Source organism: uncultured Pseudoteredinibacter sp. (assembly GCF_947502065.1).
Lineage (GTDB): Bacteria > Pseudomonadota > Gammaproteobacteria > Pseudomonadales > Cellvibrionaceae > Pseudoteredinibacter.
Window position 1 is genome coordinate 1,042,922 of the sequence record NZ_CANMYE010000001.1, and the last position, 20,744, is coordinate 1,063,665.

Here is a 20,744-nt window from a genome sequence, read left to right on the forward strand (position 1 = left end):
ATTTAAGCTACAAAATTCGAGCAAAGGTGACTTTGCCTCTAAACTCGACTAAAATGCTCGGGCTTTTTAGCGTCCTAAGGGGTGGCTTGATTATTAGCCTGAGATGACGACATTGTTCGGCGAACCCTTTGAACCTGATCCGGATGATGCCGGCGTAGGAATAGGAAGGATCGCCAACTAGCTATAAGAACTCCTAGCTCATAGGCCATAATAGTTGAGACTGCGAGTGTCGATTCTTATAGCTAGCGCAAAACCATCGTATTACCCCGCAGCAAACCGGGTCTCCCTGTTTAACCGTTCAACGGCATTGGAGACTTGTTATGGGCCTAGCCCCAAAAACCCTACTTAAACCTATCGTCCTAGCTGGCTTACTTGCCAACAGCGGCTTTTTGTATGCTGATGTAGCGAAAAAAGAAGCCATGGAAGAAGTGTTAGTTACAGCTGATTTTCGCGACACTAGCTTGAATGAATTAGCCGCTAGCGTGCAAGTGATTGGCGAGACGCAGATTGAGCAACAAGAGGCTCGTCATATCGAAGCTTTGCTCAATTTGATTCCCAATGTGAATTATTCTTCGGGCGCTTCCCGTGGTCGTTTTTTCCAAATTCGCGGCATCGGTGAGCGATCGCAGTTTGTTGAGCCTGTGAATCCATCTGTGGGTTTGCTCGTAGACCGTATTGATATGAGTGGTATTGGCGCAGCAGCGACCTTACTGGATACTCAGCAAGTGGAAGTATTGCGGGGCCCTCAAGGTACTTTATACGGTGCCAACGCTTTAGCCGGATTGATCAATGTAAAAACTAATGAACCTAGTGATGATTTCACGGGAAGGCTCAAGGCCAGTGTGGCCGAATTTGATAGTCGTCAGCTTTCAGCGGTGCTGTCTGGCCCATTGAGTGAAACCGTAGCTTATCGCATAGCCGCTCAGACAGAGCAGAGTGATGGCTATATGGAGAATCGTCACTTAGGACGTGACGATACCGCCGATATTGATGAAAAAACCGTTCGCGCAAAATTGCGTATCGAGCCAAATGAAGAGCTACGTTTGGATCTAACGGCCTTAGTGGTTGATGTGGACAATGGCTACGATCATTTTACACTTGATAATAGCTTTAATACATTATCTGACGAACCGGGCCATGATCGGCAAGAGAGCCAGGCCGTAGCCGCACAGTTAAATTGGCAGTTTTCTTCTTCGGCTATTTTGGATGCGACACTAAGCGTAGCGAATTCTGATATGGAATATGGCTATGATGAGGACTGGACTTTTGAGGGTATTCACCCAGATGGCTATTCCTCAAAAGACAATTATATTCGTGAGCGTGACAATAAAACCGCTGATGTTCGATTGATGTCTTCTGAGCAAGGTCGTATTTTTAATGGCTCAACAGATTGGTTGTTGGGCTTGTATGCTTTTGATCAAGACGAAAGCCTACGCCGTGAATACACTTATTTAGCCCATGACTTTCTCAGTGATTTTTCCACTGAACGTACGGCTATGTACACCCAATTGGATAGTGACTTAAACGATGCCTTGGTGTTGAGCGCTGGTGCCCGATTTGAAAAGCACCGCAATAACTACAGTGATAGCAATCAAGTTAGCGGCAGCTCTGATGAAAATTTATGGGGCGCCAAGCTTTCTTTGAGTTATCAGACTTCAGATTACAGTAGCGCTTATGCTTTGCTATCACGTGGCTATAAATCTGGTGGTTTTAACACTGATGGTACATTGCCTGCCGAATTTCGCAGCTTCGATACTGAGGTGCTGTGGAACTATGAGTTGGGTTATAAATTAAGTGGTGAAAAGCATAATGTGCAAGTGGCTTTCTTCTATCAAGACAGAGAAGATGTGCAGATTAAAAGTTCTAATGCTGTGCCTCGTGCGGATGGTAGTACGGAATTTGTCGACTTTATTGATAATTCGGCCAATGGCGAAAGCTATGGTCTGGAACTGAGCAGTCAATGGCAAATTAATGAAGCCTTGGATGCTTTTGCTAATATTGGCTTGCTGGAAACTGAGTTAAACGACAGCTCTTTAAGTCGTAATGGTGGTGAAGTTGCTCACGCTCCTAGCTATCAAGCGGCATTTGGTTTGAACGTAAACTTAGGACGTGGTTGGTACACCAGTGCCGATATTCAGGCTAAAGATGAGTTTTACTTTTCAGATAGCCATAATGCAAGCTCTGAGGCCTTTGTTTTATTTAACGCTAAAATCGCCTACCGCCAAGCTGACTGGGAGTTAAGCTTATGGGGTAAGAACTTATCCGATGAAGAGATTCGCAGTCGTGGCTTTGGCGGTTTTGGTAATGACCCACGCAATGGCTATGCAACATCAGAATACTTTCAGTTTGCTGCACCGCGTCAGATTGGTGTAAGCGGTGAATATCGTTTTTAATATTTGGTTTACGGTAAACAGCGCGCAGCCGGTTTGCCGCTACATCCATAATCGCGCCGGCTCCGTGTGAGCTGGCTTTAGGAACTCAATATGAAGTTAACTGTTGATATTAGTCTTTACCCTCTGAAAGATCAGTATGTGCCGCCAATTAAGGATGTTATTGCAGGCTTTAATTCTCATGCGGGTGTTACCGTAGAGACAGGGCCAACGGCAACATTACTTACGGGTGATTTCGATAATGTCATGCATGCTGTTCAAAGTGAGATGAAGCGTTCCTTTGAACAATATGGCCAGCTCGTCTTTGTTGCCCGTTTTATCGCAAGAGATGTAAATGAGCCTTGGGACAGTCGCCAGTTTGGCGGTTAGTTAGCTAGAACCATTCGCACAAAGCTGGCCATTTACTGGCAGAGGTAGTGAGTTATGTCACAAGTGATTAATAGCTTTTTTTCCCAGATGCAGGCTATGGCGATTTGGGAGTTAATCGCGGTTGCCTGTGCTTTATTGTATCTCGGCTTAGCTATGATGGAAAAGATTAGCTGTTGGTATTTTGCCTTTGTCAGTACGGCGATTTATACAGTTATCTTTTGGAATGTTAGCCTTGTTATGGAATCGGCGCTGCAAATATATTATTTGCTAATGGCGGTGTTTGGCTGGTGGCAGTGGCGCCAATTATCTCATCAAGAAAAGCCACTGCGTATTCACTGTTGGTCTTGGCGGCGTCATACCTTGGCTATTACATTGGTGCTGGCGTTGACGGTAATTAGTGGCTCCTTGCTAGAGAACTATAGTCAGGCGGCAATGCCATTTTTAGATTCCTTTACCACCTGGGGTGCTGTGGTAACTACTTATATGGTTGCTCGAAAAGTTTTAGAGAACTGGATCTATTGGTTGCTCATTGATGGCATTTCAATTTATTTGTATCTTGATCGAGGTCTAATTTTTACAGCTGCTCTTTTTGTACTCTATGAAATCATGGTTATTTTTGGCTTCTTTAAATGGCGGCAACTGATGGCTAGGCAAACCAATCATGAAAACCAGCAGGCTGCCTAAATGGTGAGCGAAAGTATTTTTAAACAATCCGTTACTGGCGAAGTACTTTCAAAATCGCAGAGTGTGGCTTTAAGCTCAAACTTACCAGAGCCTTGGCGCTCGATGGATTTTAAAATCTCTCCGTTGGTCAGTGAGAGTAATAGCAACTTCTTATTACAAACTTTGCCCAAGGGGCGTGAACTCTCAGCTGTTTCACTTGTATTGCGAGTACCCAATAGGGATGAAAAAACCTTAGGTGCAGATCAGGCCTTAGAATTTAAATTTTATCGTTGGGCGGCAAAGCAGGACTTATCACCTGAAATTTTGTGGGCCAATAAAGAGAGTGGGGTGCTACTCACAAGATATTTCCGTGATGAGCAAAATTCTGAGAGTAGTCATGTTTTGGTTGAGGCTATCGCTCAAAGCCTGTCGAAGCTACACAGAACAGAGCCAAAATCACTTGGCTTTGATGTCAAAGCCCGTTGCATTATAGAGCATATCGATTTCTATCGAGCACAGCTGGGAAACTCCGCCGCGACTTATTGTGCGGCACATGATCTTTCAGAAGTGGAAAAAATTTATGAGGATGTGGCGCTTGCTTGGTTAAAACTTGAGCTAAACATAGGCCTTTGCCATTGTGACTTGCACCGCGACAATATACTTCTTAAACATGGCCGTAGTTATTTCGTTGATTGGGAATATGCTGCGCTATCACCGCCGATTCTTGATGTTGCCAGCTTACAGCAAAGCTACCAGTGGAGCCCTGGTGTTTTCGAGCACTTTTTAGCTTTGTATACTAGCCAGGCAAACTCAGCGGCGGTGGGCAATTCCCAGGCTATTAAACAGCAGCTGCCTTTGGCTCGCTTCTTATTAGCCCTGCAGTCGCTGTACTGGGCTTTATTGCACTATGGTCCAGAGCATGTCTCGGTTGATTATAGTCGAGCGCTAAAGCATGAAATTCGCCTATTAAAGTGCTGAGAGGCGCTAGCCCAAAGGCCTTTATTCTCTGATTCTTCTTAGCACTGAGAAAGTAGCTACTTACGTTGAGGTAGCAGAACTTTAGCTGGGCTTTGACTGGACAAAATGACAGTTTCAGCCCAAAGTTGTGAGAACTCTGTGATAGTTCATTTGTATCATTATCATCATACTGTAGTGCGCTTTGCCTGCTTAATATGTGATCGAGTAAGCACAGCGCTGTAAAGGTTCTTTAGGCGATTCAGGGGAAGAAGGGGCGCCTAGAGGGAAATTGGAAGAAAAGGTCGTTTTGATGGAAAACAAGAAGATTCTCATTGTCGAAGATCAGCAAGATATTGCTGATTTGGTGCGCTTACATCTAGGGGATTTGGGCGCGGAGGTTACTCATGCCGCTGATGGTCATGAAGGCATGCGCATGGCCTGTGCCATGGAATGGGATCTGATGATCCTTGATATTCAACTGCCAGGGCCATCAGGTTTAGAAATTTGTCGCGCTGTTAGGCGTAACGAAGCATTTGTTCCCATCTTGTTGTTGACCTCTCGCTCCAGTGAGCTGGATCGAGTTTTGGGTTTGGATATTGGCGCGGATGATTACATTACCAAACCCTTCAGTGTGATGGAGTTGATTGCTCGTATCAAGGCAGTATTTCGCAGGGTCGAAGCTTTAGAGCCTAAGGTGCAGCAAGAGGTAGAGAGCATCGACCTTGGTCGCCTTAGCATAAACGATGAGTTACATCAGGTGCGCCTAGGCGATGAGTTGATTGAATTAACCGCAAGGGAATTTGATCTTCTACGTCACTTTGCAGTGCAGCCTGGTAGAGTTTTTCGCCGTTCAGAATTACTGGATAGCGTTTGGGGCTATGGTCACGATGGCTATGAGCATACGGTAAACTCCCACATCAATCGATTGAGAGCGAAAATAGAGAAAGACCCTAACAATCCAGAAATTATAGTAACGGTTTGGGGGGTTGGTTATAAATTGGACTCCCAGGCGCTACAAGAATCCTAAGTTAGGGCAACTTACGCATTCGATGCACCTTTTGCTGCAGCGGATACCGTATAGGACGAAGAACATAGATTTATGAATCAAGAACAACAACCCGTGAAACTGTTACGCTCAAGCGTATTTACCACGCTTAGCGCTAAGCTTTCCCTTGCCCTGGTGGCTATTGTGGCAACCTTGAGTATTGGGGTATTTGTAGCCAGTCAAGCATGGATGAGAGTCTACTATGATGAGCTCACCCAAAAGCTTAATTTTGATATTGCCAAGTACGTCAATGGCGAGTACCAGCTGATGCAAGGTGACTCGGACAAAGCTAGCCCGGAGGCCATTAAAAAAGTTGCCCATGTGGCAATGGTTGTTAACCCTGTTGTTGAGGTTTACTTGCTCGACGTGCAAGGCAACATTATTGGCCATGATTTGCCGGCTGATTCTGTCTTATTGGATAAGGTTCCTTTAGGTCCTGTTAAAGCCTTTATTGATGGCTCTGAAGAGTTTCCACTACGCGGTGTTGATCCTCGTAAGCCGGCGGTAGAGAAGGTTTTTTCTGCCGCGCCGATAGAGACTGATGGTCATTTGCAAGGCTACCTCTATGTCATACTGGGCGGTCAGGCTTATGACAATATTGGTGATGGCTTGAAGGATAGCTACAGTCGTACCATGGTATTTGCCGCTACGGCACTAATTACCTTGGTGGCGGTACTAACAGGGTTACTGGTGTTTCGTTTATTGGTTCGACGCCTGACGGCTTTGAGTCATAAGATGCATAATTTTGCGCGCCATGAGTTACCTCAAGTAGCTGCAGACCCCATTAAGCAAGCTGTGGCGAAAGATGAAATTGAACTCTTACAGCTGACTTTTGAGTCTATGTCTGGCCAGATCAAGCAGCAATTTGAAATGCTTAGAGAGGCGGATGCTACGCGTCGCGAGCTAATTTCTAACGTTTCCCATGACTTGCGTACGCCTCTGGCCACTATTCAGGGGTATCTTGAGACTTTACTGATCAAAAATGGCAGTTTAAACGAAGCGGAACGTTTGGAATATTTAAACACGGCCATGAAGAGCTCTCGTCGTTTAGGGCAACTTATTGGTGATCTGTTTGAGCTTTCTAAGTTAGAGTCAAATCATACGCGGCCGAATTTCGAACGTTTCTCCTTGGCCGAGTTAGTTTTCGATACCGCGCAGGAGTTTCGTCTCGAGTTGGAAGCGAAGCAGATTAAGCTGGATATTCATAATGAGCAGAACAATGCCCTAGTTTATGCCGATATCAGCCTGATGCAGCGAGTCTTTGAGAATTTATTACGTAACGCTATCGCCTATACCCCTGAAGGTGGCCGAATCAGTCTAACTATTACGGCCGATGCGACTAACAGCGATAAGATAAAGGTCAGTGTGGGTGACACAGGCCGGGGTATTAATGCGGAAGATCTGCCTTATATCTTCGATCGTTTCTACGCTAACCCAGATCGTAGTCGTGAAGATGTGAGTTCAACGGGCTTAGGCTTGGCAATCGTTAAACGCATTATGGATATTCATGATGCTAAGATTCAAGTTCAATCCAAGTTAAACCAAGGCACGCGCTTTGAGTTTGAGCTGCCTAAAGATCAAGCCGCTTAATTTGATTTTGACAGGGCGTGCTACGCCCTGTATTTCTCTAGCGTATACCCAATATAAAACCTATAAATTCGCCAAATAAAGCCAGCTTCCATAGAATTTGTGTTAATGCTTATAAAAGACTGTGGAGGCAATACCCGTGAGCGAAAGAATCCAGCAAGGTGGCTTGCAAATTGATGCAGAGCTATATCGCTTAATCGAGGAGCAGATCGCTCCAGGTACCGGCGTAAATACCCAGGAATACTGGCAGGCTTTCGAAGCCATCATTAACGATCTTGCCCCTAAGAATCGCGCCTTACTGGCCAAACGTGAGGATTTCCAAGCGCAGATTGATGCTTGGCATCAAGCTAACCCTAAGAGCGATTTTGCCAGCTATAAACAGTTCTTGCTGGACATTGGCTACTTGTTGCCAGAAGGCGAAGATTTCGCGGTTACTACCGAGAACGTCGATACTGAAATTGCTGAGCAGGCGGGCCCGCAGCTGGTGGTGCCGGTTAAGAATGCGCGTTTTGCCCTAAACGCTTCAAATGCTCGTTGGGGAAGCTTATACGATGCGCTTTACGGCACTGATGCAATCAGCGAAAGTGGTGGTGCTGAAAAAGGCCGTGGTTACAACCCAGTCCGTGGCGCAAAGGTTATTGAATTTGCCCGTAAGCACTTGGATCAAGTTGCTCCACTACAGTCTGGTAGCCACCAAGAATCTGCAGCTTACAGCGTTGTTGACGGTCAGCTACAGGTAAAACTGAGCGATGGCAGTGTTACTGGCCTGGCTCAAGCAGAAAAGCTACAGGGCTTTCAGGGCGATGCGGCAAAGCCTGATGCTATTTTGTTAAAAAACAATGGCTTGCATGTAGAAATTCAAATCGATTCGAGCCATAACGTTGGTAAGGACGATCCTGCCAATGTAAAAGATCTGTTGGTAGAAGCCGCGGTGACTACCATTATGGATTGCGAAGATTCGGTGGCCGCTGTTGACGCCGAGGATAAGGTTGAGGTCTACAGCAATTGGCTGGGCCTAATGAAAGGCAATCTCGAGGAAAGCTTCGAGAAGGGCGGTCAAGTGATGACTCGCCGCTTAAATGCCGACCGCTTTTACACTCGAGCAGATGGCAGTGAGTTGCGTTTACCGGGTCGAAGCCTATTGTTTGTTCGCAATGTTGGCCACTTGATGACCAATAATGCGATTTTAGACAAAGACGGTAATGAAGTTCCTGAAGGCATCATGGATGCCATGGTGACTTCTCTAGCGGCCATGCATGATTTGCAGCGTGATCAGGCCGATCGTGAAGGGCGCGGCAATAGCCGCACTGGCTCGGTGTATATCGTTAAGCCTAAGATGCACGGACCAGAAGAAGTCGCTTTCACATGTGAGCTGTTTAGTCGCGTTGAAGACGCATTGGGCTTGGCACGCAATACATTGAAAGCCGGCATTATGGACGAAGAGCGTCGCACAACAATTAACCTCAAAGAGTGTATTCGAGCGGCTAAAGAGCGTGTTGTATTTATCAACACGGGCTTCTTGGATCGTACCGGTGATGAAATTCATACCAGCATGTTGGCTGGCGCTATGATTCCAAAGGCTAAGATGAAGCAGCAGCCTTGGATCAATGCCTATGAAGATTGGAACGTTGATAATGGCTTAGCCTGTGGCCTGCAGGGTAAAGCGCAGATTGGTAAAGGTATGTGGGCGATGCCTGACGAAATGGCGGCTATGCTAGAGCAGAAGATTAGCCATCCTAAATCAGGCGCTAACACCGCTTGGGTTCCGTCTCCAAATGGTGCCACATTGCACAGCACTCATTACCACCAAGTTAATGTTATCTCTTTGCAGGATGAGCTAAAACAGCGTCAGCGTGCGAGCCTAGATGATATCTTGACTGTGCCAGTAATGGCAGATCCTGGTCAACTAAGTGCAGAAGAGATTCAGTCTGAGCTGGATAACAATGCTCAGGGTATTTTGGGCTATGTGGTTCGCTGGATTGATCAGGGCGTTGGCTGCTCTAAAGTGCCAGATATTCACAATATCGGTTTGATGGAAGATCGCGCGACCTTGCGTATTTCTAGCCAGCATATTTGTAACTGGCTAGAGCACGATGTGTGTAGCAAAGAGCAGGTAATGGAAACCTTGCAGCGCATGGCTAAGGTTGTTGATGAGCAAAACGCCGATGATGCGGAGTATCGTCCAATGGCGGCCGATTTCAAAGGTAGTGTGGCTTTTGAGGCAGCTTGCGCATTGGTATTTGAGGGTAAGACTCAGCCAAGTGGCTATACCGAGCCTTTGTTACATGCATACCGTATCAAGGCGAAGGAGAAGTTCGGCGCTTAATCGCTGTCTCTCTTTCGCAGGAGTTTGTGGCGGCTTAGATGGCCGCCACAAATGTTTTTGGCTTACCGATAATTAAGCCTTGCTGCAAAAGTTGATCTACAGCTTGGCTGTTCAAGGCCTTTGCGTATAAATAACCCTGCCCAGTCTGGCAGCCCATTGATAGCAATAATTGATGCGCTTGCTCTGTCTCGATGCCTTCAGCAACGGATTCTTGCTCTAAGTTTGTCGCTAGATCGACAACCGACTGCACAATGCTTTTTTGTGTTTTGTCGATCAATATATTACTGATAAATGCTCGATCGATTTTAAGCGTATTTATCGGCAGGCGATTTAAGTAGGAAAGAGAGGAGTAGCCTGTACCAAAATCATCAATCGATACTTTGTGCCCCAATAGCTGAAGAGCTGTGATTTTTTGAATGCCAAGCTCATCATCGTGCATCAGGATATTTTCGGTAATTTCAAATTCAATGAGCTGTGGTGGTAATCCGTGGCTTTTCACAACGCGCACGATCTGTTCAACAAAATCACTTTCGGACAGTTGCTTAGGGGATAGATTTACGGCGATTGGTAAGTGGTAAGAATAGCGATCTATCATCGTCTTAACTTGTAGGCAGGCCATATGCAATATTTGCATTCCCAATTCCATGATTAAGCCTTGATCTTCAGCCATGCTAACAAATTCACCTGCTGGAAAGTCTCTACCGTTTCGCTTCCAGCGCACTAGGGCTTCGAAGCCGACAATTTCGCGGTTCTCAAGTTTTACCTTAGGCTGAAAATAGGCCTGAATTTCATGGTTCGTAATAGCTCTGCGAACTTCGGTTTCTAATTGTAGAGAGTTAAGCAGCTTGTCGTTCATGCTTTTGGTATAAAAAGAATAGGAGCTGCCACCGCGAGATTTCGAATTGTACATGGCGGCATCGGCGTTCTTTAACAGCGTCTTGCCATCACTCCCATCATTTGGGAATGATGAAATCCCTATACTCAAATTACAAAATAGCTCATGGCCATTAATGTTAATGGATTCCTTGAAGCGTCTAAGGATATTGTCGCAGCAGATGTGTACGTCTTCAATTTTAATTAAATTATCAATTACAATAACAAACTCATCCCCGCCTAGGCGGGCGATTAGGTCTTCCTCTCGCACGGATGCTTTTAGGCGCTTTGCCATTTCAATAAGTAGCTCGTCACCTACGTCGTGACCTAAAGAATCGTTGATGAATTTAAAACGATCAAGATCAATAAAAAGAAGGCAGAAGGTTGCATTACTGCGCCGCCTTGCGCTGGCTATTGTACGTTTTAGCTCTTCGTTAAATAAGTTTCTATTGGGAAGGCCGGTCAGATCATCGAAAGTTGCCATGCGCTTGAGCTCTGCCTCATGGGCAAGCTTTTGAGTGATATTCTTGATGACAATGATGTAATACTTTTCTCCTTCATGCTCGACAGATGACGCCTTGCATTCAATGGGGATATCTTGATCGTTAGTATTTCGAAGCCAAAGATCACCTTGCCAGTAATCATTGGATAATAAGGTTTCCCAAAATTCTCTGTAGCCGCCATTTTCATTTTTCTCGGATTTGAATTGGGCGATGGTTTTGTTATTTGATTGCTCAGTAATTCCAGTGATATTACTAAAGGCCTTATTAAATGAACTGATTTGGCCTTCTCTTGTGCTAATACAAAAGCCATCGCCAATTTTTTCATATCCTTGGGCGTAAACTCTAAGTAGGCTTTGTGCACTCTTTTCACTGCGAATTTTCTCTTTTCGAAAATAGAATATAAGTGCGATAAGCCCGATAGTGCTGAATAGATAAAAGGCCAGTGCCCATTGGCTTTTCCATAAAGGCGCTTCTACTTGTATCGTGAGTTTGCTTTGTATGCTCGGTTCGTTGGGGTTGGATAGCAATAACTGATAATTTCCAGGTTTTAGGCCAGAATAGCGAAGTAGTGGTTCTCTGGCTCCTATCCAATCTTTATCCCATCCTTCAAGTTTGTATTTGGCTGAAATTTTTTGTGCCAAAGGGGATTTGTCTGAATTACTAAAATAAACATCAAATGCATAGTCATCAGGTTTTAGTGTGAGGCCGCTCTCTAGATTATAAATTTTCTCTTTATGTCCGTGTTTTCCATAAACTTGAACATAGGATACTGATAATGGCTGGGTGAGGGCCTGAGCGTGCTGCTCGGCGTTCGATAAAACCGAAATTTCGCTTGGGTTAGCTAGAACTAGGCCGTGCAGTGAGTTGGCTGTAACAAGTTTGAACCCGGATTTCTGTGGGAAGCCGCTGGCCCGATTTAATGAGCTTAGTGTTCCACTTTTTTCGTCGAACAAAAAAATCTGTCGTTTATCGTCCCGATTTCGCCATACCTTGCCTTGATGGTAGCTAGTGTCATCACTGGTGCTCGAAAGTTTCATTTCCGTGCTGCTAACATTGGCTATTGTGTAGCGGCCATCAGGCGATTTTTGAATCCGCGCTCTACTTATTCGGTCATTAATGGTAATGATGTCATCACCATCGAAAAAGTGCTTGCCCTCGTTGTTTTGGGTTTCTATGGGCAGCGCGACTGATTTAAATGAATCAGAAATGGAGTCATAATGGTAAAAAGCTTTGTCGCCAATAAGCCAAATTCCATGCGCTTTGCTGTACATTAGATGTGTGTTGTATAGCATTACTTTATTACTGATGGAGTAGTTTTTGCTTTGCTTTGTTGTGCTGTCGTAGGCAATTATTCCTCCCCTTACTTTTAGCCAGATAGTATCGCTAAAAGGTGCGGAAAATACCTGGTAGGCATATTGGTCGAGAACTTTTTCAAGGCTTCCATCAGCATTATTAAATCTATATATGCCTTCAAAACTTGCCATCCATATATCGCCATTGGAGTCATGGCTGACGTTGAAGGTTGTGGCGGGAGCCGGTACCTTTACAATGCTTTTTTCGTCCAAGTTTACTTTTAGTAGGTACCCCAAATCAGTGATTAATAGAAAGTTGCTGGCATCAATTACATGGCTATCATAGATGTTGGGTTTTTTTGCATTTTCTAAGGGGTAGGGTATGCGTGTGATATCGTTTTCTATGGGAGACCATTGTTGGATACTGCCGCGAATAAATGCGATATCAATTTTTCCTCTTTTCGATAGCAGCAGTTTGGTGATAACAGTGTTTCTGGAGCGTTGCGGATTACTGTTTGCTGGTTGATTGACTTCAACAAGCTCCCTTTCTGGGGTGATTCTAAAGATATCGTTACTATCACTGCTAGTCCAGATACGGTTCTGTTTGTCTTCAATAAGGGTATTGATGGCCGTTTTGCTTCGTGTAGAATCGTTTATTGTAAAGTCGTGCTTTAACTTGTAACTATTATCGAGCTCTAAGTATCTATTTTGACAAATGATGGCTAGGTTTTGATTGTTTCGTTTTATGCTCGCGTAGCTGCTACTTTTGCAGGCTTGCATAGCTTGCTGAGCTTGCGGTTCGTCAATAAGATCGTCGACTGTGTAAAAAGCTTCTCTATTTGGGACAAAGCCAATGAGCCCTTGGTGGAAAGTAGATAGCCAAAGCACTCCTTGGCTGTCTTCGCTGATATTTTTAATGGCGTTTCCAAAGTGAATATCTTTGATATCTTTCGGTAAATAGTAGTTTTTGAATTCTTCGTTTTGAGCATTAAAGAGTGATAAACCAGCCTGGCTCGCTATCCATATTTGATTTTTTGAATCGGTAAATATTTGTCGAATGTGATTGCTAGCAATGCTGTTGTTGCTCTTTTCGTTATGGCTGTAGTACTCATGTTCAAAGCTTTGCAGGTTCATTCTGTAGAGAGTTTCTCCGGTACTGAACCACAAGTACTTTTTTTCGAGTCCCAGAGTAATGGTTCTTTTGTTGTGGAGAATTTCGCCTTTCTGGGCGAAGAGCTTTATAGGTTTCACTCCATCATAGCGAAATAGGCCTTCATTGCTGGCAATCCAGTAATAGCCATTATCATCAATAATTATGTCATGGATACTGTCAGGAAAGTTCTTATCGCCCCAGCTATAAGTCGATAGTGCAAACTCTTGATAGGTAATGGCAGGCAGTTGCTTGCTATACATCAAAAGTGCTGTGAATAATGAAATAAATAGAATGTGTCGCATTAAGCTCTTGGGAAGTTCCTTGTTTGTAATAAAGTCTAGCAAAGGCTAAAGAGCTGTCTTTATTTTGTGATGCGAACGGCAGTTTAGGTGGGGAGTTGTGCGTTAGATCACAATAAGTAATTGATTGAGCGAAAGTTGCCGCTGTATCTTATTGCTTTAAAAATTTAGACTGTTTTAAATGAATTTTAACTGTGGAGCTAATATGACTGAGCAGGTGAACAATAATATATTTTTTCCGCTATTGGCTATGCTTTGTCTTACTATGGCGGTGTGGTGTTTGCTGTTGTTTAGGCGTCTAGGGGCAGCTAGGGCTAATGGGATTGGACCCTCGCGGCTTAGTACGCCCAAAAAAGTACAGGATCTACTGTCTGAGTACGCAATGACCCCAGCGTATAATCTGGCCAATTTGTTCGAGTTACCCGTGCTATTTTATGTATTGTGTTTCTATTTGCATCTTAATGACATGGTTGATGGGCTGTTTGTGTTATTAGCTTGGGCATATTTTGGGTTGCGATTAATTCATAGCATTATTCATTGTAGCTATAATGCCGTTATGCATCGATTTTTAGCTTACTTACTTTCATCTTGCGTACTTATTATTCTATTGCTTCGAACGCTTGTCTTGAGCTTTTAAAGGAGCAATAAAAAAGCCGGCATAAGCCGGCTTTAGCGATACTTCAATATACACTTTCCTGTGTGAATTTCCTTGTTAGTAAGCGTCCTTGCTTAGTACAACATCCCTTTTATGTTCTTAGAACTTGTATTCAATACCTACCCATAGCTCCCAGTAAGATGGGCGAGCTACGCGGGTTTCACCGGCAGGTTTGATGAAGCTCTCATAAACGTATTGGCCATCATCGTTAATGCTAGCGTTAACAATTGGCTGGGAGCGTGGGAAGCTTGGCTCGTACAACACGCCCCAGTCATCATTTAGTAGGTTGCCAAGGTTGCGTACTGTCATATAAACCTTACCTTTATGATCTTCAGCAAATCCTGGGATTTCCTGGGTTACTTTAAGGTCAAATTTATTCCACCAGCTTCCATTTTCACTGTTACGCTCCATGATCTCGCCGCGCGCTAGGCCTTCAGAGTCAACCAAGTCGAAGAAGGCATCAGTGTCGAAACCGTCAGCGAAAACAACGTTAGGATCATCTACACCTGTTGGTACGTAAACCAAGTGGCGAGCGATAAAGCCTGTTGAATCGCCAAACATAAAGCCTCTTCTGAATGTATAGCTATATGGACGGCCTTCATTGGCGGTACCGAATAGATTGAAGCGAGTTTTCAAACCTTCAAACAATTCCATCTCGTAACCTAGCTTTAAGGTAAAGCGATGTGGAATAACGTAGTTTGAAGTCGCAACATCTGGCGCATTCGGGTTAGAGCTTGCGGCATTCACGTAGTTAGAGAAGGCAACAGAGCTAGTCATTGGGCTAACTTCGGTAGCGTCGGTGTAGGCGTAAGAGAACGAGTAGTCAAAGCCGTTGTCGAATTCTTTGCTTAATGCGAAAGAAACTACAGTACTTTCACCAGAATCGCCTTTAACGTTGGTTAACAAGAAGTCCTGGCTGCGGCCATTCACAGAGCCATAAATTGGACGACCGTCTGGAGCGGTACCAACCGTTTCGCGAGTAGCGTCAATGATAATGGCAGAGTCTTTGTTCTCAGAGTACAAGAAATCAGCCTGGAACAAGTGACCGTCGTCAAACTCGTAGCTACCACCCAAGGCATACTTGATTGAGTGTGGAATCTCGAAGTTAGGATCCATGATGTTAAGACCACCATTGAAACCTTCGCCATTGGCAACAGCGTCAATTAGGTGCTGGGGCACATCTTTAATCGGTGAGCCACCATTGGCATATTCGTAATCAAACAAGGAGCCGCGGCTGCGATCTTGGATTTGCAGTACGCGAACGCCGTCGTTTGAGTAGTTGTTAGAAAGCCATACGTTCGGGTTGCCACCTGAGTATACGCCAACACCACCGTGGATCTCTAGCTGGCCATTTACATTCCACTCAAAACCAACACGAGGCTGGAACAAATCTTTGCCATCCATGTTTTGAGCATTGCTGAAGCCGTAGTTTTCTTCAACAACAGGGTTTACAGCAGGAAGGTCGTCACTTTCGTACCAGTCGTATCGTGCACCAACGACCAAGGTAACATCAGCGCTGCTGAATGAGTACTCATCTTGTAGGTAAACGGTATTAATATCGTAACCAAACTCGGCTGCGCCATCAGCTGGGATATTGGTACCACCGGCGTTACCGTAATAGATACGGGCAGGAGTACCAGCTTCGAAGTCATCAATACTATCAAAGCGGAATTCACCTTGGGAGTGCTGAATGAACAGGTTGAATACATCAAACTCTTCACGTTCATAACCAAACGTGAAGTTGTGGTCATTATAGGTGTACTCACCAGCAATCTTATAAGACATGGTCTCATAACTTAGCTTGTTAGATTGGCGCGAGTCATCACCACCTAAATAAACAGTTGCTTCGGCACCATCGTTGAATGTGTCAATTTGAACTTCACCAAAGCCGGCAGTGTCCAGAGAATTTTGACGGTTGTCTAAATCCAAGTAGCCAATGCGAATCTCGGTACTGAAGTTGTCGCTCCAGTCAGAGTTTAACTGACCAATGTATGAATTTAGCTCGGCGCCGCGCTCATAATAGTGGTTAGTAAATTCATATTCGTTCGAATCACCATCGGACTGGGAGATATTGAAACCGTCGTTATAGTTGTAGGTCAGTGCCGCACGATGATCTTCGTTAATGTTCCAGTCAACTTTAACCAAAAGCTTTTCATCTTCGTTTGGCAAAGAAGAGGTTGGGGCACCTGGGTCGTAGTTATATACATCTCTGGCAATTTGTACGATACGGTCAGCATCGGCTTGACTTAAACCTTGTACCTCAACAGCGGCACCAGAACCGGCTGGGCCACGGTTAAATAGGTTATTGCCTTCTTGTTTCTCGTAAGCGGCAAAGAAGAACAGTTTGTCTTCGATTAGCGGGCCACCTACGGTAAAGCCGAAACGCTTGGTGTCGAAGCTACCACGATCAATGTTATCGCCTTCCAAGCTGTCGCCAGACATGGAGTCGTTATTGAATTCGTAGAATACGCCACCGTGGAATTCGTTATCACCGGACTTGGTAACGGCGTTGATGTTACAAGCACTGAACTGGCCGTATTGAACATCAAATGGCGCTAATTCAATCGAGGTCTGATTGATTGCGCGGAATGGGAATGGCATACGCTCAGTGGGGTAGCCATTGCTGTTTAGACCGAAGTTGTCGTTTAGACGAACACCGTCAACAGTTAAAGAGTTAAAGCGTGGGTTCGCACCGGCACACTGAATAGAGTCAGAGAAGGCTTCATCGATATAAACGCGAGGATCCTGCTTAATCAGATCTTTAATGTCTGAGTTAAAGGTAGGCGCGTTTTCTAAATCAACGATATCGAAAGAGCGGCTAACGCCCATCGCAGTATTGGCCAATTGAGTGGCGGTTACTACAACCTCTTCGAGGTTAGAAGAAGGGTTTAGCTGGGTAGTGATTGGGTAGCTACCACCTAGCTGCAAGAATACGTCGTCAACAACAGTGCTGTTACCGTTTTTGCTGATGGTTACCTTGTATGGACCACCTACGGCTAGACCTTTTGCTACAAAACGACCGGAATCGTTAGTTTGCATAGTTGTTGTACGATTGGTCTTTAAGTTAACAATGGTCACGGAAGCCGCGGTAGACGGGTTGCCTTGTGGGCCGAAAACCTGACCGCGGATAGCCGATGTGGTTTCTTGTGCCTGAACGCCTGTGCTTAGGCCAATTGCTAGGCCAACCGCAGCAGCTAATAGTGACTTCTTCTGGTTGATACCAACCATAAATCCCCCTAGTGATTGAGTAAAACTTGGATTTAAATTTTCTAACTCTACGAAACTTTTTGGCCGGACAGGGGTCAGGCCAGACTAATCGCGGCGATTATACGGAGGATATGATGACAATGAAATGACGCATTTATTTCAGTTTTGTTTCACTGTTATATTGGTCACCGATGGTGGGTTTTTTGGCCATATTTTGACGGCTAATATGCTCTAATCGCCAGAGCAATAGGGCGGCGGCGATGCTGAGCGAGATCAGCAGTGAAATCCAAAAGCCTTTGGGGCCAGATGCGGGCATTATCACATCAGTAAGGCCTAATGTATAGCCTAGGGGAAGCCCGATGCCCCAATAGGCAAACAGGGTGATATACATGGTCACTTGGGTATCTTTATAGCCGCGTAGTGCGCCTGCTGCAGCGACTTGTAGAGCATCTGATACTTGGTAGGCTGCTGCAAAGAGCAGCAGCCCGGTGGCAAGCTCACGAATCTCGATATCCTCGCTATATACCCCTGTAATAGGCCATGCAAAAAAGTAGATAATAGCGGCATTGCTTATGGCGATGCTACTCGCCAAAACCAGTGCTTGCCGCCAGGTGCGCTGTGCTGCCTTTTTATTACCTGCTCCTAGACGCTGTCCCACCTGAACGGTGATGGCGATGCTCACGCTAAGGGGCAGCATAAAAGTTAATGCTGATACATTCATAGAGATTTGGTGCCCAGCGATAACGGTGGCGCCCAGTGATCCAATTAAAAGCGCGATAATAGAAAAAATAATAACTTCGGCAAAAACTGCGGCTGCTATGGGTAAGCCAAGAGCCAGTATCTGCCAGCTCCCTTGGCGTTCTAGCCAGCTAAAACCATTTTCAAAAAGTTTAAGTTCCCGAAATTCATGTGCTTTTAAAAAGTAGGCGGCCAAGGCCAGTGCATTGAGCCACATAACGCTTGCAGTAGCCCAGCCGCAGCCAGCGCCACCCATTGCGGGCAGACCAAAGTAACCATGGATAAATACAATGTTTAAAGGAATATTGGCAAAGAAAGCTAACAGATTGATCTGCATGACCGGTTTGCTGTGGCCGGTTCCCTCACTGCTAGCACGCAGTACTTGGTAGATAGCGGCAGCCGGTAAGCCAAATATCATGGCTTTTAAGTAGTCGATAACAACGGGGTGAACAACAGGGTCGATGTTCATAAACTCAAGCAAAAGTGTTGCTTGGCTAATCAGTGCAGAAGCGCACAGCCCAAGAATTAAGCCTAACCATAAACTTTGGTGGATATGAGATTTTGCTTGGCTGATGTCACTTGCGCCCCAAGCGTGGGCAACCAAGCTAGAAGTGGCGCTAAAAAGCCCCACCATAAACATCAAAACTGGTAGCCACAAGCTAAAAGCAACCGCAACACCGGCTAAATCAACGGAGCTTACTCGTCCGGCCATAATGGTATCCACCACCCCCATGCCGGAAATGGCAAGTTGGGAAATTAGGATTGGCCAAGCGAGTTTGACCAGCTCGGGGAGCTGGTCAAATCGGGATGATTTATTGCTGGTGTTGCTCATAGTACTAGCTAAAAATAAGTGAGCTGCCTTGTACTACAAGTAGTGTAGGCGGCTAGTCATCGTTTCTGTTGCGTTGGGGTTTGCCCTTACGTTTGTCGGGCTGTGCTCCGCGATGAGGTTTTTTCTTGGCACTGCGACGCTTGCGCTCACCGCCTTCTGCCTGCTGATCACCATCTTCATTAATGCTAAAATTGCTGACCTGCTGGCGAATGCGCATTTTTTTCAGGTGGTGGAAAATTTCTTTTGGCATGCCTTCTGGTAAATCTACGGTACTGTAGTCGTCATGCAAATTGATGCGCCCAATGTACTCGCTGTCGATACCGGCCTCATTAGCAATAGCGCCAACAATATCACCAGGTCGAACGCCATGTTCGCGACCTACGTCAAGGCGATAGTTAACCCAGTTTACATCGCTGAGGTCCTCGCTGTTGCCGCGAGATCTTTTACGCTCTTTGCGATCTCTTGGCTCTCTGTTGTCACGAGATTCACGACTTTCTCGCGGCTCGCGGCGGGGCTTCTCTTCGGGTAATTGCAGTGGGCGATCTTTCTGCGCCATAAACGCAAGCGCTGCTGCGATTTCGCTGCCGGACTTTTCAAATTGGTCGCTGCATTCGCTGACTAATTGCTGAAAGAAGTCCAAAGTTTCATTTTCTAAGACAGATTGTATTTGCTCTTTAAACTGGTCGATTCGTTGCTGGGATATCTCCGCAGAGCTAGGTAGGCGATGCTTATCAATTTTTTGGCCAATAGCGCGCTCAATGGTGCGCAGCATGCGAGTTTCTTTGGCAGTAATAAACAGCACAGCTTTACCACTGCGCCCGGCGCGGCCAGTGCGACCGATGCGGTGTACATAAGCTTCACTATCGTAAGGAATATCATAGTTGATAACGTGACTTACCGTGGCTACATCAATACCGCGTGCTGCAACATCGGTGGCAACGATGATGTCTAGTTTTTGCTGCTTTAAGCGGTTAATCGCACGCTCACGCAACTGTTGGCTCATGTCACCATTTAGGGCGGCGCTGGCATAGCCGCGAGCTTCAAGTTTTTCGGCAACTTCTGCGGTGGCGTTTTTGGTGCGCACAAAAATAATTACACCAGTAAAAGGCTCGACTTCAAGTAGGCGGGTTAAGGTCTCGAGTTTTTCATGACCTCGAACCTGCATATAGGATTGCTCAATGCGCTCTACCGTTGCCGTTTCGGCCTTAATTTTTACCGTAATCGGGTTGTTTAAGTACTGCTCGGTTACGCGTTGGATTTCTTTTGGCATGGTGGCCGAAAAGAGTGCAACTTGCTTTTCTTCTGGGCAATTATCCAAAATCCAGTTTACGTCATCGATAAAGCCCATGCGAAGCATCTCATCAGCCTCATCCAGCACAAGGGCCTTCAAGTTTCCTAGCTTCAAGGTTCCGCGACGCATATGGTCCATTACGCGACCGGGCGTACCCACTACTACCTGTGCGCCACGCTTTAATTGGCGTAGCTGGCTGCCGTAATCTTGCCCGCCATAAATAGGCAGTACATGAAAGCCTTTTAGGTTTTCAGCATAGCGGCTGCAAGCTTCGGCAACTTGAATGGCCAGCTCACGGGTCGGCGCCAATATCAGTAATTGCGGGTGCTTTGTTTTAACGTCGAGTTTGCTTAGCAAAGGTAGTGCAAAAGCGGCCGTCTTACCGGTGCCGGTTTGCGCCATACCTAAAATATCGCGGCCTTCAAGTAGAGGCGGGATACTGGCGGCTTGGATGGGTGAGGCTTGTTCATAGCCAACTTTAGCGACGGCTTTAACAATAGCATCGGGTAGGCCTAATTCAGCAAAGCTGATAGCTTGATCGGTCATTCTGGTTTCCAGGTGTTT

Annotated in this window: 12 protein-coding genes and 1 riboswitch; of the genes, 8 read left to right on the top strand and 4 right to left on the bottom strand. The window is 45.5% G+C overall.

What is annotated here, in order from left to right; genetic code table 11:
- Positions 1 to 67: 67 nt before the first annotated feature.
- Positions 68 to 178: riboswitch (TPP riboswitch) on the top strand.
- A 142-nt stretch (positions 179 to 320) separates the two neighbouring features.
- The 7 genes from Q1A41_RS04355 to Q1A41_RS04385 all read left to right on the top strand — a co-directional run bounded on the left by Q1A41_RS04355 (position 321) and on the right by Q1A41_RS04385 (position 9,337).
- Positions 321 to 2,393: a TonB-dependent receptor gene (locus Q1A41_RS04355; RefSeq protein WP_299975204.1), complete on the top strand. Its 2,073-nt coding sequence runs from the start codon at positions 321 to 323 to the stop codon at positions 2,391 to 2,393.
- A 90-nt stretch (positions 2,394 to 2,483) separates the two neighbouring features.
- Positions 2,484 to 2,759 (top strand): YkoF family thiamine/hydroxymethylpyrimidine-binding protein, encoded by a 276-nt coding sequence (locus tag Q1A41_RS04360; protein WP_299975207.1) that lies wholly within the window; start codon positions 2,484 to 2,486, stop codon positions 2,757 to 2,759.
- Positions 2,760 to 2,813: 54 nt separating this feature from the next.
- Positions 2,814 to 3,443, top strand: a complete 630-nt coding sequence (pnuC, locus tag Q1A41_RS04365) for a nicotinamide riboside transporter PnuC (RefSeq protein WP_299975210.1) — start codon at positions 2,814 to 2,816, stop codon at positions 3,441 to 3,443.
- Complete coding sequence (locus tag Q1A41_RS04370; protein ID WP_299975213.1) at positions 3,444 to 4,400, top strand: phosphotransferase; 957 nt, start codon at positions 3,444 to 3,446, stop codon at positions 4,398 to 4,400.
- Positions 4,401 to 4,689: 289 nt separating this feature from the next.
- Positions 4,690 to 5,406 carry a response regulator transcription factor gene (locus Q1A41_RS04375; protein WP_299975216.1) on the top strand — a complete coding sequence of 239 codons (717 nt, stop codon included), beginning with the start codon at positions 4,690 to 4,692 and terminating at the stop codon, positions 5,404 to 5,406.
- A gap of 72 nt (positions 5,407 to 5,478) precedes the next feature.
- Positions 5,479 to 7,014: an ATP-binding protein gene (locus Q1A41_RS04380; protein ID WP_299975219.1), complete on the top strand. Its 1,536-nt coding sequence runs from the start codon at positions 5,479 to 5,481 to the stop codon at positions 7,012 to 7,014.
- Between the two features lie 136 nt (positions 7,015 to 7,150).
- A complete protein-coding gene (locus Q1A41_RS04385; RefSeq protein ID WP_299975222.1) occupies positions 7,151 to 9,337 on the top strand; it encodes a malate synthase G in 2,187 nt (728 codons plus the stop codon).
- 34 nt (positions 9,338 to 9,371) lie between these two features.
- On the opposite strand, the gene Q1A41_RS04390 is transcribed toward Q1A41_RS04385, so the two are convergent.
- Complete coding sequence (locus Q1A41_RS04390; RefSeq protein ID WP_299975224.1) at positions 9,372 to 13,460, bottom strand: EAL domain-containing protein; 4,089 nt, start codon at positions 13,458 to 13,460, stop codon at positions 9,372 to 9,374.
- A gap of 202 nt (positions 13,461 to 13,662) precedes the next feature.
- Between Q1A41_RS04390 and Q1A41_RS20370 the strand changes: the two genes are divergently transcribed.
- Entirely contained in the window at positions 13,663 to 14,094 is a 432-nt protein-coding gene (locus tag Q1A41_RS20370) for an MAPEG family protein (RefSeq protein WP_363322336.1), read from the top strand.
- 117 nt (positions 14,095 to 14,211) lie between these two features.
- Here Q1A41_RS20370 and Q1A41_RS04395 read toward each other — a convergent pair whose 3' ends face one another.
- From Q1A41_RS04395 to Q1A41_RS04405, 3 genes are all read right to left on the bottom strand, one after another.
- Positions 14,212 to 17,340 carry a TonB-dependent receptor gene (locus Q1A41_RS04395; protein ID WP_299975227.1) on the bottom strand — a complete coding sequence of 1,043 codons (3,129 nt, stop codon included), beginning with the start codon at positions 17,338 to 17,340 and terminating at the stop codon, positions 14,212 to 14,214.
- Positions 17,341 to 17,473: 133 nt separating this feature from the next.
- Positions 17,474 to 18,889, bottom strand: coding sequence for an MATE family efflux transporter (locus tag Q1A41_RS04400; protein ID WP_299975230.1), 1,416 nt, complete (start codon positions 18,887 to 18,889; stop codon positions 17,474 to 17,476).
- 52 nt (positions 18,890 to 18,941) lie between these two features.
- On the bottom strand, positions 18,942 to 20,726 hold the full coding sequence (locus tag Q1A41_RS04405; RefSeq protein ID WP_299975233.1) for a DEAD/DEAH box helicase: 1,785 nt from the start codon (positions 20,724 to 20,726) through the stop codon (positions 18,942 to 18,944).
- Positions 20,727 to 20,744 lie beyond the last annotated feature (18 nt).

Excerpts from the sequence above, each read along its gene's own strand:
- Q1A41_RS04355 (WP_299975204.1), top strand. The coding sequence starts at position 321 with ATGGGCCTAGCCCCAAAAACCCTACTTAAACCTATCGTCCTAGCTGGC.
- Q1A41_RS04360 (WP_299975207.1), top strand. The coding sequence starts at position 2,484 with ATGAAGTTAACTGTTGATATTAGTCTTTACCCTCTGAAAGATCAGTAT.
- pnuC (WP_299975210.1), top strand. The coding sequence starts at position 2,814 with ATGTCACAAGTGATTAATAGCTTTTTTTCCCAGATGCAGGCTATGGCG.
- Q1A41_RS04370 (WP_299975213.1), top strand. The coding sequence starts at position 3,444 with ATGGTGAGCGAAAGTATTTTTAAACAATCCGTTACTGGCGAAGTACTT.
- Q1A41_RS04375 (WP_299975216.1), top strand. The coding sequence starts at position 4,690 with ATGGAAAACAAGAAGATTCTCATTGTCGAAGATCAGCAAGATATTGCT.
- Q1A41_RS04380 (WP_299975219.1), top strand. The coding sequence starts at position 5,479 with ATGAATCAAGAACAACAACCCGTGAAACTGTTACGCTCAAGCGTATTT.
- Q1A41_RS04390 (WP_299975224.1), bottom strand. The coding sequence starts at position 13,460 with ATGCGACACATTCTATTTATTTCATTATTCACAGCACTTTTGATGTAT.
- Q1A41_RS20370 (WP_363322336.1), top strand. The coding sequence starts at position 13,663 with ATGACTGAGCAGGTGAACAATAATATATTTTTTCCGCTATTGGCTATG.
- Q1A41_RS04395 (WP_299975227.1), bottom strand. The coding sequence starts at position 17,340 with ATGGTTGGTATCAACCAGAAGAAGTCACTATTAGCTGCTGCGGTTGGC.
- Q1A41_RS04400 (WP_299975230.1), bottom strand. The coding sequence starts at position 18,889 with ATGAGCAACACCAGCAATAAATCATCCCGATTTGACCAGCTCCCCGAG.
- Q1A41_RS04405 (WP_299975233.1), bottom strand. The coding sequence starts at position 20,726 with ATGACCGATCAAGCTATCAGCTTTGCTGAATTAGGCCTACCCGATGCT.